Raw genomic sequence first — 14,214 nt, 5'->3', positions numbered from 1 at the left:
TCGAGGCTCGCGGCGGGACCCTGCAGGGGGGCCGATCGACGCTCGCGGCGGGACCCGGCAGGGGGCAGGCCCCGGACGTGGCCGCAGTGCGCGTGCGGGTGCCGGCCACCAGCGCCAACCTGGGGCCGGCGTTTGACAGCGCGGGCATCGCCCTGACCTGCCACGACGTCGTCGCGTTCGACGTCCTCCCGTCCGGCCTGGCCGTCGAGGTCTCCGGCGCGGGTGCGGGGGAGCTGCCCACGGACGAGTCGCACCTGGTGGTGCGCGCCTTCCGGGCCGCGTGCGCGGAGCTGGGCTGGACGCCGTCCGGCCTGCGCGTCGCCGCCGAGAACGGCATCCCCCAGGGGCGGGGGATGGGCTCGTCGGCGGCGGCCGTGGTCGCCGGCGTCCTGGGCGCCTGGGCCCTGTGCCCGGAGGTCGACACCGTCGACCTCGACGCGGTGCTCCGCCTCACCAGCGAGCTCGAGGGGCACCCGGACAACGTCGCGCCCTGCCTGCTCGGCGGCGCGACGCTGTCCTGGACGACCGGTGGGGTCGCCCGCGCCGCCACCCTCCCCGTGCACGACGACGTGCAGCCGGTGGTGCTCGTGCCCGACGCGACGCTGTCCACGCACGTCGCGCGCGGCCTGCTGCCCGACGTCGTCCCGCACGCCGACGCCGCCTTCAACGCCGGGCGGGCCGCGCTGCTGACGCACGCGCTGGTCAGCGCGCCGGACCTGCTGTTCGTGGCCACCGAGGACCGGCTGCACCAGCGGCAGCGCGCGGCGGCCATGCCCGACTCCGCACGGCTGCTGGAGCGGCTGCGCGCGGCCGGGCACGCGGCCGTCGTCTCCGGTGCGGGCCCGAGTCTGCTCGTGCTCACCCGCCGGCACCCCGACGACCCGGCGGACGACCCGGCCGGGGGTGTCGGCGTGCGCGACGTGGCGGATCTCACTCCGGAGGGGTGGTCGGTGCTACCCCTGGGGGTGGACGTCCACGGGGCGCGTGTCCGTCGCCCCGGCCAGCAGGTATCGTCTCGATAACGAGGAACACACCGGTACCGCTCGGTGTTGTCGTGATCGTGAGCGCGAACTAGGCTCACGGCTAGCCGCCCAGTCGGGCGAGCCTCGCGCGGGGCGTTGCAGACGATCTGATGTCCGTCGCCGCAGACCCGCTCCGCACCCACTGCATCCCGCACCCTCCGCTGTCCGCTCGAAGATCGGGCGGGAGGGGCCGGATCACCCCCTGCGCTGGTAGGCGCAGGTCTCCGCAGGGAAGGACCTGTACGTGAGCGAGACCACCGACCTCGTCACCGCGCCGCAGGGCGCAGGCACCGACGAGGCACCTGCCGCTTCTGGGTCGACGGGCCGCACTCGTCGCCGCGGCAGCGGGCTCTCCGGCATGTTGCTGCCCGAGCTGCAGCGACTGGCCGCCGAGCTCGGCATCTCCGGCACCGGCCGGATGCGCAAGGGCGACCTGGTCGCCGCCATCTCCGCCCGCCAGGTGGGCGGCGAGGGCGCCGGTGACGCCACCACCAAGGGCGCCGGTGACACCACCACCAAGGACGCCCCGGCCGACATCCCGGCCGCTCGCGGCGCCGACAGCACGCGTGGCGTGGCCGCCACGGCCGCACCGGTCGAGGCCCCGGTCAGCGGTGGCGCGAACGGCGGCCCGCTGACCGCGTCGCCCGACGCGAAGACCGAGGCCGCGCCGCGCCGTCGTCGCGCGGCCAGCCGCCCTGCCGGCGCGCCGACGGTCGAGGGCACCACCCCGGCGCCCGAGGCCACCCCCTCGGCGCCCGAGCCGCGCGCCGAGGCCCCGGCCGGTGACACCGCCGCGCCGGCCGCCGACACCAGCGCCCCGGCCCGCGAGCGCACCGAGGGCGGCACCGACGGCGAGCGCGCCGACGGGGACCGTCCGCAGCGCAACCGTGACCGCAACCGCAACCGCGGCGAGCGGGACGGCGGCGAGCGCGGCAACCGGGACAACGGCGGCGACCGCGCCGAGCGCGGCAACCGCAACGACCGCGACGGCAACCGCGGCGAGCGGGACGGCAACCGCGGCCCCGACCGCAACGAGCGCGGCGGCCGCCCGGAGAACCGCCCCGACAACCGCAACGACCGCGGCAACGACAGCCGCAACGACGAGGACGACGACGACTTCGAGGGTGGCCGTGGGCGCCGGGGCCGCCGTTACCGGGACCGCAACCGCCGCGGCAGCAACCGCGAGCGCTTCGACCAGAACGAGCCGACCATCAGCGAGGACGACGTCCTGCTGCCGGTCGCCGGCATCCTCGACGTGCTGGACAACTACGCGTTCGTCCGCACCTCCGGCTACCTGACCGGCCCGAACGACGTCTACGTCTCCCTGTCGCAGGTGCGCCGCTACGGCCTGCGCCGCGGCGACGCCATCACCGGTGCCGTCCGTCAGCCCCGGGAGGGCGAGCGCAAGGACAAGTACAACGCGCTGGTCCGGCTGGACACCGTCAACGGCCTGGAGCCCGAGCAGGCCCGGCAGCGCCCGGAGTTCACCAAGCTGACCCCGCTCTACCCGCAGGAGCGCCTGCGGCTGGAGACCGAGCCGCACCAGCTGACCACCCGGGTCATCGACCTGGTCATGCCGATCGGCAAGGGGCAGCGCGCGCTCATCGTGTCGCCGCCCAAGGCCGGCAAGACGATGGTGCTGCAGGCGATCGCGAACGCGATCACCACCAACAACCCCGAGTGCCACCTCATGGTCGTCCTCGTCGACGAGCGGCCCGAGGAGGTCACCGACATGCAGCGGTCGGTGAAGGGCGAGGTCATCGCCTCGACCTTCGACCGGCCGCCGTCGGACCACACGACGGTCGCCGAGCTCTCCATCGAGCGGGCCAAGCGGCTGGTCGAGATGGGCCACGATGTGGTCGTCCTGCTCGACTCGATCACCCGCCTCGGCCGCGCCTACAACCTGGCGGCCCCCGCCAGCGGGCGCATCCTCTCCGGCGGTGTGGACTCCACGGCGCTCTACCCGCCGAAGCGTTTCCTCGGCGCGGCCCGCAACATCGAGAACGGCGGCTCGCTGACGATCTTCGCGACGGCGCTGGTCGAGACCGGCTCCACCATGGACACGGTCATCTTCGAGGAGTTCAAGGGCACCGGGAACGCCGAGATCAAGCTCGACCGGCGCCTGGCGGACAAGCGGATCTTCCCGGCGGTCGACGTCAACGCCTCGGGCACGCGCAAGGAGGAGATCCTGCTCTCGCCCGACGAGCTGGCGATCGTCATCAAGCTGCGCCGGGTGCTCGCCGCGCTCGAGCCCCAGCAGGCCATGGAACTGCTGCTCGACAAGCTCCGGAAGACGCGGAACAACATCGAGTTCCTCATGCAGATCCAGAAGACGACCCTCGGCCCGGGCAACGACTGAGGACCCCCGTCCTCCCCACCCTCCGCAGGCTCAGGGTGGGCCCCTGGACGGGGGCCGTTCCAGTCCCTCACCCGTCAGGGATACTGAGCGACTGAGCCCCGCTGCGCGGCCGGAATGACCGGCCGGCCGCCGGCGTTCGACCACCTGAACGGCACAGACCACCGGAAGAGGCGACATGAAGCCCGGCATCCACCCCGACTACCACACCACCACGGTGACCTGTGGTTGCGGGAACACCTTCACCACCCGCAGCACGGCGCCCGGCGGCACGCTGACCGTCGAGACCTGCTCCGCCTGCCACCCCTTCTACACGGGCAAGCAGCGGATCCTGGACACCGGCGGCCGCGTGGCCCGCTTCGAGAAGCGGTTCGGCAAGCGCAACGCCAACGCCGGCCAGTAGTCCACCCGACGGCGCCCGTCCCACCTCGTGTGGGGCGGGCGCCGTCGTCGTGTCCAGCCCCGTCTCCCGGCCATCCCCCGGGAGACGGCCGCCCCCCTCCCGAGGTGACCACCGGATGAGCAGCAGTACCGATGCCGCGCCCGACCGGCTGAGCGGGCTGCTGGCCGAGCACGCCGCGCTCGAGACCGAGCTGGCCGACCCCGCCGTCCACGCCGACGCCTCCCGCGCCCGGCGACTGGGCCGCCGCTACGCGCAGCTGTCCCCGCTGGTGGAGACCAAGCGCGCGCTCGACGCCGTCCGTGACGACCTCGCCGCCGCGCGGGAGCTGGCCGCCGAGGACGCCTCCTTCGCCGCCGAGGCCGCGGCGCTCGAGGAGCGGGTCCCCGAGCTCGAGGAGCGGCTGCGCGAGCTGCTGCTCCCCAAGGACCCCGACGACGACAAGGACGTCATCCTCGAGATCAAGGCGGGGGAGGGCGGCGCGGAGTCGGCGCTGTTCGCCGGCGACCTGCTGCGCATGTACCTGCGCTACGCCGAGCGCCGCGGCTGGGCCACCGAGGTGCTCGACGCCGTCCCGGCCGAGCTCGGGGGCTACAAGGACGTCTCGATCGCGGTGAAGTCCCGCACGGACGAGGGCATCTGGTCCCGGCTGAAGTTCGAGGGCGGTGTGCACCGGGTCCAGCGGGTGCCGGTCACCGAGTCACAGGGCCGCATCCACACCTCCGCCGTCGGCGTCCTGGTGCTGCCCGAGGCGGAGGAGGTCGACGTCACCGTCGACCCGAACGACCTGCGCATCGACGTCTTCCGCTCGTCCGGTCCCGGCGGGCAGAGCGTGAACACCACCGACTCCGCCGTCCGGATCACCCACCTGCCGACCGGCATCGTGGTCAGCTCCCAGAACGAGAAGAGCCAGCTGCAGAACCGTGAGTCGGCGCTGCGGGTGCTGCGCTCCCGGCTGCTGGCCGCCGCCCGCGAGGAGGCCGCCGCCGCAGCGAGCGACCAGCGCCGCAGCCAGGTGCGCACCGTCGACCGCAGCGAGCGGGTGCGCACCTACAACTTCCCCGAGAGCCGGATCTCCGACCACCGGGTCGGCTTCAAGGCGCACAACCTCGACCAGGTGCTCGACGGCGAGCTCGACCCGGTCATCGACGCGCTCACCCGCGCGCACACCGCCGAGCTGCTGGCGGCCGGGTCCTGAACCCCCGCACGCTGCTGACCTCGGCGGCGCGCCGGCTCGCCGCCGCGGGCGTCGAGTCGCCACGGGTGGACGCCGAACTGCTGCTCGCCCACGTCCTGGGCATCCGCCGCGCCGGCCTGCTGACCCTCGGCGACGTGCCGGACGACGTGGCCGCCCGGTTCACCGACCTCGTGGGGCAGCGCGCCGACCGGGTGCCGCTGCAGCACCTCACCGGTCGTGCCCCGTTCCGCCACCTCGAGCTCGCCGTCGGCCCCGGCGTCTTCGTGCCGCGGCCGGAGACCGAGCAGCTGGTCGAGTGGGCGCTGGCGCGGCTGGCCGGCGTCGCGGAGCCGGTCGTCGTCGACCTGGGCAGCGGCTCGGGAGCCATCGCGCTGTCGATCGCGCACGAGCACCCCGGTGCGCGGGTCACCGCCGTCGAGCGCGACCCGGGTGCCATCGGGTGGACCCGGCACAACGCCGCCACCCGCGCCGCCGCAGGGGACCGCCCGGTCGAGGTGCTCGCCGGCGACATGACCGACCCGGGGCTGCTGCGGGAGCTCGACGGCACGGTCGACCTGGTCGTCTCCAACCCGCCCTACGTGCCCGACGGCGCGACGGTGCCGCGCGAGGTGGCCGACCACGACCCGCCGCTCGCGCTGTGGGGCGGCCCCGACGGTCTCGACGTCGTCCGCGGGCTGCTGCGCACCGCCGCCCGGCTGCTGCGGCCCGGGGGCGGGCTGGGCATCGAGCACGCCGACCAGCAGGGGGGTGCGCTGCCCGCGCTGGTGCGCGCCTCCGGCGGCTGGACCGACGTCGAGGACCACCACGACCTGGCCGGCCGACCGCGGTACACGACCGCGCAGCGGATCGGGGGATGACAGACTCGCCTCCCGTGGCTCCGTCTTCGACCCCGGCGACCTACGACTGCTCCGACCCCGACGCCCGCGCCGCCGGGCTGGACGCCGCCGCGGCGGCGATCGGCAGGGGCGAGCTGGTGCTGATGCCCACCGACACCGTGTACGGCGTGGCCGCCGACGCCTTCACCCCGTCGGCGGTCGCCGCGCTGCTGGCGGCGAAGAACCGCGGCCGCACGATGCCGGTGCCGGTGCTCATCGGCGAGGCATCCACCCTCGTCGGGTTGGTCACCGTCGTCCCGCCGCTGGCGACGAAGCTGGCCGAGGCCTTCTGGCCCGGAGGGCTGACCCTGGTCCTCGAGCACGCGTCGTCCCTGGCCTGGGACCTGGGGGACGCCGAGGGCACCGTGGCCGTCCGGCTGCCCGACGACGGGGTCGCCCGCGACCTGCTCCGGCGCACCGGCCCGCTCGCGGTCTCCAGCGCCAACCGCTCGGGCCGGCCGGCCGCGACCACCGCCGACGAGGCGGTCGCCCAGCTCGGTCCGCACGTGGCCGTCGTCCTCGACGGCGGGCCGCGCGCCGGGAGCGCGGCGAGCACGATCGTCGACTGCACCGTGCCGGCTCCGCGCGTGCTGCGGGTCGGGGCGATCCCGGTCGACCGGCTGCGCGAGGTCGTCCCCGAGATCGTCGACTGAGGAAGGACCCCCCTTCCCCCCACGCCTCGCACGCTCGGCGCGGGCCCCCGAAGGGGGGCCGCCCCTCCTCCCCACCCCTCGCAGGCTCGGGGCGGTGCCCTGGAGGGGGCCCACCGCCGCCCGTCGCAGGCTCGGGGCGGGACCCAGGACGGGCCGGTCGCCGCCGTCCCGGTGGGGCGAGGGTCGGAGCGATACCGTGGGACCACAGCCCGTCGTCGATCCCGGGAGATCCGCTGCCATGAGCACCCTCTCCTGGGGCACCGTCTCCGGCCCCGTCTGAGCCATGCGGGAGTACGTCGTCGTCCTGCTCACCGCGGGGCTGGTCACCTATCTGGCAACGCCGGTGGTGCGGCTGGCGGCGGTCCGGCTGCGCATGATGGCCGCGCCCCGCGAACGCGACGTGCACGTCATCCCCACGCCGCGCGGCGGCGGCGTCGCGATGTACCTGGGGGTCGCCGCCGCGGTCCTGGTGGCGACGCGGTTGCCGGCCCTGCAACGCACCTTCGACGACTCGCAGACCGCTGCGGTCCTCGTCGCCGGCGGGTTGATCTGCGCACTGGGCGTCCTCGACGACAAGTTCGGTCTGGACGCACTGACCAAGCTCACCGGCCAGATCGCTGCGGCCGGGGTGATGGTGCTGCTCGGCGTCCAGCTCGCCTTCGTCTTCCTCCCGGTCGCCGACATCGGCACGCTCTCCCTCGGGCCCGACATCGGCGTCCCGCTGACGCTGCTGCTGACGGTCCTCACCGTCAACGCGCTCAACTTCATCGACGGCCTCGACGGTCTGGCGGCAGGCGTCTCGGCGATCGCCGCGCTGGCCTTCTTCGCCTACAGCTACAACCTGGGCATCGAGGGCTATGACGACATCGCCAGCGCCCCCACGCTGATCACCGCGGTGCTGGCCGGTGCGTGCCTGGGGTTCCTGCCGCACAACTTCAGCCCGGCCCGCATCTTCATGGGGGACTCCGGCTCGATGCTCGTCGGCCTCATGCTCTCCGCTGCCGCGGTCTCGGCGACCGGCCAGGCCGACCCGCAGACGTTCGACTCCGCGGCGACCCTGCTGCCGCTGGCCCTGCCGCTGCTGGTGCCGATCGCGGTGCTCTCCATCCCGTTCATCGACCTCGTCATGGCCGTCGTCCGCCGCAGCCTGCGCGGCCGCTCGCCGTTCTCGCCGGACAAGATGCACCTGCACCACCGGCTGCTGGCGATCGGGCACTCCCACCGGCGCGCGGTGCTGGTCATGTACTTCTGGGCCGCGCTGCTCTCCTTCGGCGCCGTGGGGCTGTCGATCACCGGTGGCCGGGTGGAGCTGCTCGTCGGCATCGCGGTGCTGCTCGTCCTCGGCGTCGTCGTCGTCCTCAGCCCGCGCGCCCGGCGAGCCGCTCGTGAGGCCCGAGCCGCCGAGCTCGAGGCGCAGCGGCGGCGCAGCCGCGAGCACCACCCCACGGGGCGGGCGCTGCGCGCCACCGCCCCCTCCGTCCAGGGCCGGCCGGCAGACCCGGCCGGCAAGCCGTCACCCCAGGGAGTCCGATGACCGCCACCGGGACCGAGCAGCAGCAGGTCCCGTGGGACCTGTCCTTCCTCCGCGTGGGGACGGCGGTGACCGCGGCGCTCACCACCGTCGCCGCGCCGGTCGCCGGCCTGCTCGGGGGGTGGGACGCCGCCGTGGCCGTGCTGGTCGGCGCCGCCGTCGTCACGTTCTTCTTCGCGCTGTCCGGCCTGGTCATCGCCTGGGCCGGGCGACACGGCGACGCCTTCACGCTGCCCGCTGCACTCGGCTCGTTCTTCGTGAAGATCCTGGTCCTGGCCGCCGTGCTGCAGTCGCTGCCGGCCGACGGGTGGGTGCACCGCCGCACGCTCGCGTGGACGGTGGTCGTGGGGGCGCTGGTCTGGAGCGTCGTCCAGCAGCGGTGGGTCTGGACCCGCCGGCTCTACTACGTCACCCCGCCCGCGCCACCCGGCGCGCAGCCCCCTGCCCCGCCCTCGACCGGGGGATCCCCACTGCCGCCGGGAGGCCCCACGACACGCGGCTGATAGTGTCCCGGCCGATGGCCGAGGACAGCTCCTCCAGCGGGGGTTCTCGACCTCGACCTGCACCGTCCGCCCAGCGTCAGCCCAGCGGCGCCGACATCGGGTGGAGCATCACCGGGACCATGCTCTCGGGGATCATCGTGTGGGGCGGGGTCGGGCTGCTGCTCGACCGCTGGTGGGGTACCCGCTTCGTCGCCCTCATCGGCGTGCTCCTCGGCCTGACGGTGGCCATCTACCTGGTGGTCGTCAAGTACGGCGCCCCGCCCCCGGCCGAGGGGCCGGGGCGCACCGGCTCCACCCGGGGCGGGCGCCGCAGCCCGACCAGGACGCAGAAGGGACAACGGTGACCTCCAGCGCCCACGCGCTCGCCGACGTGCTCGCCGCCGAAGGAGGCGGGGAGGGCGGCTTCCAGGCCCCCAGCATCGCGGAGTTCTACCCGCCGGCGATCTTCGAGTTCTCGGTCCTGGGCATCGACTTCCAGATCACCCGGATCATCCTGATCTTCTGGCTCGCCACCGCGGCGATGCTCGTGTTCCTGCTCCTGGCCGCCCGCAATGCCTCGATCGTGCCGGGCAAGCTGCAGTACATCGGGGAGAGCGGCTACTCGCTGGTCCGCGACGGCATGGCCCGCGACGTCATCGGCCCCAAGGGCCTGCCGTTCGCGCCGTTCCTCGCCTCGCTCTTCTTCTTCATCCTGTTCAACAACTTCATGAGCATCTTCCCGTTCGCGCAGATCTCGCCGAACTCGAAGTTCGCGATCCCGCTGGTCCTCGCGGTCATCGTCTGGGTGCTCTACAACTACATCGGGATCCGCGAGCAGGGCGCTGCCCGCTACTTCAAGGACGCCGCCGTCCCGCCCGGTGTGCCGATCGGGGCGCTCATCCTCGTCACGCCGATCGAGCTGCTGCAGGTCTTCGTGATCCGGCCGTTCACGCTGGCGGTCCGGCTCTTCGCCAACATGTTCGCCGGCCACATGCTGCTCGTCGTGTTCTCGCTCGGTGCCGTCTACCTGCTCAGCGCCGGCGGGGTCATGCCCGTCTTCGGCGCGGCCTCCTTCCTGATGGCACTGGTCATGACCTTCTTCGAGCTGCTGGTCATCGTGCTGCAGGCCTACGTCTTCGTCGTGCTCACCGCGACCTACCTCAACGGCGCCGTCGAGCCCGCTCACTGACCCGCACCACCCCCGTACCACCCCCCGCCAGCCGCCCGGGGAACCCCCGGGCGACCGACACAGGAGGAATCACCCCGCATGGTCCCCAGCACGGACGTCCTTGCAGAGCTCGTCGGCAGCATCGGCTCGGTCGGCTACGGCCTCGCCGCCATCGGCCCGGGCATCGGCGTCGGCATCGTCTGGGCCGCCTACATCCAGGCGACCGCCCGTCAGCCCGAGTCGGCCGGCCTGACCCGGACCTACGCGTTCCTCGGCGCCGCGCTCTCCGAGGCCCTCGCGCTGATCGGCCTGGTCGTCCCCTTCATCTTCGGGCCGGGCAACGCCGGCTGACCCGGGTCCCGTCCAGGCTCCACTGACGTAGGGACGTGCAGAGCATGATGAATCAGGCTGCGGAGTCGGCCAACCCGCTGCTTCCCCCGGTGGGGGAGATCGTCATCGGGACGATCACGTTCGCCATCGCGTTCTTCGTGCTGGCCAAGTTCGTCTGGCCGCGCTTCGAGCAGGTCTTCCGGGCTCGCCGGGAGGCGATCGAGGGCGGCATCGAGCGGGCCGAGGCGATGCAGGCCGAGGCGCAGGCGGCGCTCGAGCAGTACCGCGCCCAGCTGGCCGAGGCCCGCACCGAGGCCGCGCAGATCCGCGACCAGGCTCGTGCCGAGGGCCAGCAGATCCTCGAGGAGCTGCGGGCCCAGGCGCAGGAGGAGTCGGCGCGGATCATCGCTCGCGGCGAGGAGCAGCTGGCGGCCTCGCGGCAGCAGGTCGTCAACCAGCTGCGCGGCGAGATCGGCGCGCTCGCGGTCGACCTGGCCGGCCGCGTGGTCGGCGAGTCCCTCGAGGACCAGGCACGCCGCAGCGGCACCGTCGACCGGTTCCTCGACCAGCTCGACGGCATGGCCGCCGGTGCCTCGCCGGACGGCCGGGGCGGCGCCACCGGCAGCTCGGTGTACGCGCCCCAGGGCGACCGCTGATGGATGCCTCCAGTCGCCAGGCGCTCGCCGTCGTCCGGGACCGGTCCAACGAGATCACCCGGCCGGCCTCCGGCCTGCTGGAGCGGGCGCGCGATCGCCTGACCGGCCAGGAGCGGGCCGCGACCCCCGAGGAGCTCGCGGCCCTGGCCGACGAGCTGTTCGCCGTCGCGCGCCTGCTCGAGGGGCAGGTCACGCTGCGCCGGGCGCTGTCGGACCCGTCGTCCGCCCCGGCCGACCGGGCCGGCGTCGCCCGGCGGCTGCTGACCGGCCGGGTCTCCGAGGCCACGCTCGACCTGGTCGAGACGGCGGCCCGGCAGCGCTGGTCGCGGCCGGTGGACCTGGTGGAGGCGACCGAGACCCTGGCCACGGACGCCGCGCTGGACGCCGCGGACGGCCGCGGTGAGCTCGACGGCGTCGAGGACGAGCTGTTCCGTTTCGGGCGTATCGTCGCCGGGGATGCGGAACTGTCCCGGATCCTCAGCGACCGCACCGCTCCGGCGGCCGGCAAGGCCGAGTTGCTGGACCGGTTGCTCGCGGGCCGGGTCAGCCCGATCACCGCGATGCTGCTGCGCAGCCACCTCACCGGACGGACCATCGGCAACGCCGAGACCGTCGTCGAGCGCCTCTCCGAGGCGGCCTCCAACCGTCGCGGTCAGTCGGTGGCGCACGTGACGACGGCCGTGGCGCTGACCGACGCACAGGAGCGCCGGCTGGCCGAGCTCCTCACCCGCCTCTACCACCGGCCGATCGGCCTGCAGGTGACCGTGGACCCGAGCGTGCTCGGCGGCCTGGTCATCCGCGTCGGTGACGAGGTCATCGACGGCAGCATCGCCCACCGTCTCGAGGCCGCCGGCCGACGGCTCGTCGGCTGACCGGCTCCCACTCAGACACCACCCAGCAGGGAAGAGGACACCACGCCATGGCCGAGCTGACGATCTCCGCTGACGAGATCCGCAGTGCCATCCAGAACTACGTCACCGAGTACTCGCCCGACGTGTCGCGGGAAGAGGTCGGGCTCGTCACCGAGTCCGGGGACGGCATCGCCCGGGTCGAGGGCCTGCCCTCGGTCATGACCAACGAGCTGCTCGAGTTCGAGAGCGGCGTCCGCGGCCTGGCGCTGAACCTCGACACCCGTGAGATCGGGGTCGTCGTCCTCGGTGACTACGCCAGCATCGAGGAGGGCCAGCAGGTCCGCCGGACCGGCGAGGTCCTCTCCGTGCCGGTCGGCGACGGCTACCTCGGCCGCGTGATCGACCCGCTGGGCAACCCGATCGACGGCGTCGGCCCCATCGCCACCACGGGCCGCCGCGCGCTGGAGCTGCAGGCCCCGACCGTGGTCCAGCGGCAGTCGGTGCACGAGCCGATGCAGACCGGCATCAAGGCCATCGACGCCATGACGCCGATCGGCCGTGGCCAGCGCCAGCTGATCATCGGCGACCGGCAGACCGGCCGGACCGCGATCGCGATCGACACGATCATCAACCAGCGGCAGGCCTGGGCCACCGGTGACCCGAAGCAGCAGGTGCGCTGCATCTACGTCGCCGTCGGCCAGAAGGGCTCGACGATCGCGTCCATCCGCGCCGCCCTCGAGGAGGCCGGCGCGATGGAGTACACGACCATCGTCGCCGCCCCCGCTTCGGAGTCGGCCGGTGTGAAGTACATCGCCCCCTACACCGGCTCGGCCATCGGCCAGCACTGGATGTACGACGGCAAGCACGTCCTGATCGTCTTCGACGACCTGTCCCGGCAGGCCGAGGCCTACCGTGCGGTCTCCCTGCTGCTGCGCCGTCCGCCGGGCCGCGAGGCCTACCCCGGCGACGTCTTCTACCTCCACTCCCGGCTGCTGGAGCGCTGCGCCAAGCTCTCCGACGAGCTCGGCGGCGGCTCGATGACGGGTCTGCCGATCGTGGAGACCAAGGGCAACGACGTGTCGGCCTACATCCCGACCAACGTCATCTCCATCACCGACGGGCAGATCTTCCTCGAGACGGGTCTGTTCAACTCCGGCGTCCGCCCGGCGATCAACGTCGGCATCTCGGTCTCCCGCGTGGGCGGCTCGGCGCAGATCAAGGCCATGAAGTCCGTCGCCGGCCGCCTGCGGCTGGACCTGGCCCAGTACCGCGAGCTCGAGGCGTTCGCCTCGTTCTCCTCCGACCTCGACGCCTCCAGCCGCGCGACGCTGGAGCGCGGCCAGCGCCTGGTCGAGCTGCTCAAGCAGGGCCAGTACCAGCCCTACCCGGTGGAGCGCGAGGTCGTCTCCATCTGGCTGGGCACCACCGGCAGGCTCGACAAGGTGCCGGTGTCGGAGGTCCGCCGCTTCGAGGCCGAGTTCCTCGACTACGTCGCCCGCAGCCACGGCGGCGTCTTCGACGGGATCCGGCAGAGCAAGGCGCTCGGGGACGACGCCGTCCAGGGCCTGGAGCGCGCCGTCGAGGACTTCTACGGCCAGTTCCAGACCTCCGAGGGTGGCACGCTGCGGATCAACGAGGACGAGGCCGAGGCGATGGACGCGTCCGAGCGCGGCCAGGAGCGCGTCCAGGTCAAGCGGAGCGCCTGACCGTGGCCGGCAACCTCCGCGCGCTGCGGCGCCGCATCCGCTCCACGCAGTCGACGAAGAAGATCTTCTCGGCGCAGGAGCTGATCGCCGGCGCCCGCATCGTGCGCGCCCAGGCCCGGGTGGAGGCCTCCAAGCCCTACGCCCGGGAGATCACCCGGGTGCTGTCCGCGCTGGCCGGGTCGGCCTCGCTGGACCACCCGCTGCTGACCGAGCGGCAGGACGCACGGCGGGCGGCGGTGCTCGTCATCACCTCCGACCGCGGCTTCGCCGGGTCGTACAACGTCAACGTGCTGCGCCGCACCGAGGAGCTGCTCTCACTGCTCCGCCAGGAGGGCAAGGAACCCGTCCTCTACGTGGTGGGCCGGAAGGGGGAGACCTACTACTCCTTCCGCAACCGCCCGGTCGCCGAGACCTTCACCGGGTTCTCGGAGCAGCCTCACTACACCGACGCCCAGCGCGTCGGTGAAGAACTCATCGCCGCCTTCACCGCCGGTCAGGACGACGACGAGACCGGTGCAGGTGCCGACGGCGTCCTCGGTGTGGACGAGCTGCACATCGTCTACACCGAGTTCCGGTCGCTGCTCGCGCAGGTCCCGGTCGCCAAGCGGATGGCCCCGCTGGAGGTCGAGGAGGTCGAGGAGTTCGACTACGAGCGGGAGGACCGGGAGAGCGGGATCACCACCGGCGACTCCGGCGTCCCCACCTCCTACGAGTTCGAGCCCTCGCCCGACGCCCTCCTCGACGCCCTGCTGCCGAAGTACGTGACGACGCGGATCTTCGCGGCGATGCTCGAGTCGGCGGCGTCGGAGTCGGCGTCCCGGCGACGGGCCATGAAGTCGGCCTCGGACAACGCCGAGGAGCTGGCGAAGAACCTCTCGCGGCAGGCGAACCAGGCCCGCCAGGCCGAGATCACCCAGGAGATCAGCGAGATCGTCGGCGGTGCAGACGCGCTGGTGTCCGCGGGCGCCGACGACTGACCCCACCCC

At 73.4% G+C, this 14,214-nt stretch carries 15 protein-coding genes; all 15 read left to right on the top strand.

Going from position 1 to position 14,214, the window contains the following annotated elements; translation table 11 throughout:
* Positions 1-77 precede the first annotated feature (77 nt).
* On the top strand, positions 78-1,022 hold the full coding sequence (gene thrB, locus ACU610_RS14800; RefSeq protein WP_446768467.1) for a homoserine kinase: 945 nt from the start codon (positions 78-80) through the stop codon (positions 1,020-1,022).
* 244 nt (positions 1,023-1,266) lie between these two features.
* Positions 1,267-3,381 carry a transcription termination factor Rho gene (gene rho, locus ACU610_RS14795; protein ID WP_446768466.1) on the top strand — a complete coding sequence of 705 codons (2,115 nt, stop codon included), beginning with the start codon at positions 1,267-1,269 and terminating at the stop codon, positions 3,379-3,381.
* 175 nt (positions 3,382-3,556) lie between these two features.
* Entirely contained in the window at positions 3,557-3,781 is a 225-nt protein-coding gene (gene rpmE, locus ACU610_RS14790) for a 50S ribosomal protein L31 (protein ID WP_091212718.1), read from the top strand.
* 115 nt (positions 3,782-3,896) lie between these two features.
* Complete coding sequence (prfA, locus tag ACU610_RS14785; RefSeq protein ID WP_446768465.1) at positions 3,897-4,976, top strand: peptide chain release factor 1; 1,080 nt, start codon at positions 3,897-3,899, stop codon at positions 4,974-4,976.
* Positions 4,973-5,833 (top strand): peptide chain release factor N(5)-glutamine methyltransferase, encoded by an 861-nt coding sequence (gene prmC, locus ACU610_RS14780; protein WP_446770726.1) that lies wholly within the window; start codon positions 4,973-4,975, stop codon positions 5,831-5,833. Before prfA ends, prmC begins: the two co-directional genes overlap by 4 nt.
* 14 nt (positions 5,834-5,847) lie before the next feature.
* Entirely contained in the window at positions 5,848-6,504 is a 657-nt protein-coding gene (locus ACU610_RS14775; RefSeq protein ID WP_446768464.1) for an L-threonylcarbamoyladenylate synthase, read from the top strand.
* Between the two features lie 283 nt (positions 6,505-6,787).
* On the top strand, positions 6,788-8,038 hold the full coding sequence (locus ACU610_RS14770) for a glycosyltransferase family 4 protein (protein ID WP_446768463.1): 1,251 nt from the start codon (positions 6,788-6,790) through the stop codon (positions 8,036-8,038).
* Positions 8,035-8,538 (top strand): hypothetical protein, encoded by a 504-nt coding sequence (locus tag ACU610_RS14765; RefSeq protein ID WP_446768462.1) that lies wholly within the window; start codon positions 8,035-8,037, stop codon positions 8,536-8,538. Before ACU610_RS14770 ends, ACU610_RS14765 begins: the two co-directional genes overlap by 4 nt.
* 14 nt (positions 8,539-8,552) lie before the next feature.
* Positions 8,553-8,882, top strand: coding sequence for an AtpZ/AtpI family protein (locus ACU610_RS14760; protein WP_446768461.1), 330 nt, complete (start codon positions 8,553-8,555; stop codon positions 8,880-8,882).
* Positions 8,879-9,706: a F0F1 ATP synthase subunit A gene (gene atpB / locus ACU610_RS14755; RefSeq protein ID WP_446768460.1), complete on the top strand. Its 828-nt coding sequence runs from the start codon at positions 8,879-8,881 to the stop codon at positions 9,704-9,706. The genes ACU610_RS14760 and atpB overlap by 4 nt, the downstream gene beginning before the upstream one ends.
* Positions 9,707-9,784: 78 nt before the next feature.
* Positions 9,785-10,036: an ATP synthase F0 subunit C gene (atpE, locus tag ACU610_RS14750; protein ID WP_446768459.1), complete on the top strand. Its 252-nt coding sequence runs from the start codon at positions 9,785-9,787 to the stop codon at positions 10,034-10,036.
* A gap of 44 nt (positions 10,037-10,080) precedes the next feature.
* A complete protein-coding gene (locus ACU610_RS14745; RefSeq protein WP_446768458.1) occupies positions 10,081-10,671 on the top strand; it encodes a F0F1 ATP synthase subunit B in 591 nt (196 codons plus the stop codon).
* Entirely contained in the window at positions 10,671-11,543 is an 873-nt protein-coding gene (locus ACU610_RS14740; protein WP_446768457.1) for a F0F1 ATP synthase subunit delta, read from the top strand. Before ACU610_RS14745 ends, ACU610_RS14740 begins: the two co-directional genes overlap by 1 nt.
* A gap of 47 nt (positions 11,544-11,590) precedes the next feature.
* Positions 11,591-13,228 (top strand): F0F1 ATP synthase subunit alpha, encoded by a 1,638-nt coding sequence (atpA, locus tag ACU610_RS14735; protein ID WP_446768456.1) that lies wholly within the window; start codon positions 11,591-11,593, stop codon positions 13,226-13,228.
* A gap of 2 nt (positions 13,229-13,230) precedes the next feature.
* Positions 13,231-14,205, top strand: a complete 975-nt coding sequence (locus tag ACU610_RS14730) for a F0F1 ATP synthase subunit gamma (RefSeq protein ID WP_446768455.1) — start codon at positions 13,231-13,233, stop codon at positions 14,203-14,205.
* The last annotated feature ends 9 nt before the right edge of the window (positions 14,206-14,214 follow it).

The sequence above is a fragment of the Geodermatophilus sp. URMC 61 genome (genome assembly GCF_052931555.1).
The sequence above is the reverse complement of the archived record's forward strand: the minus strand, read 5'-3'. Positions and strand labels throughout refer to the sequence as shown.

Coding starts and splice junctions, on each gene's coding strand:
- rpmE (WP_091212718.1), top strand. CDS start 3,557: ATGAAGCCCGGCATCCACCCCGACTACCACACCACCACGGTGACCTGT.
- ACU610_RS14770 (WP_446768463.1), top strand. CDS start 6,788: ATGCGGGAGTACGTCGTCGTCCTGCTCACCGCGGGGCTGGTCACCTAT.
- prfA (WP_446768465.1), top strand. CDS start 3,897: ATGAGCAGCAGTACCGATGCCGCGCCCGACCGGCTGAGCGGGCTGCTG.
- atpA (WP_446768456.1), top strand. CDS start 11,591: ATGGCCGAGCTGACGATCTCCGCTGACGAGATCCGCAGTGCCATCCAG.
- atpE (WP_446768459.1), top strand. CDS start 9,785: ATGGTCCCCAGCACGGACGTCCTTGCAGAGCTCGTCGGCAGCATCGGC.
- ACU610_RS14765 (WP_446768462.1), top strand. CDS start 8,035: ATGACCGCCACCGGGACCGAGCAGCAGCAGGTCCCGTGGGACCTGTCC.
- ACU610_RS14740 (WP_446768457.1), top strand. CDS start 10,671: ATGGATGCCTCCAGTCGCCAGGCGCTCGCCGTCGTCCGGGACCGGTCC.
- ACU610_RS14745 (WP_446768458.1), top strand. CDS start 10,081: ATGATGAATCAGGCTGCGGAGTCGGCCAACCCGCTGCTTCCCCCGGTG.
- ACU610_RS14760 (WP_446768461.1), top strand. CDS start 8,553: ATGGCCGAGGACAGCTCCTCCAGCGGGGGTTCTCGACCTCGACCTGCA.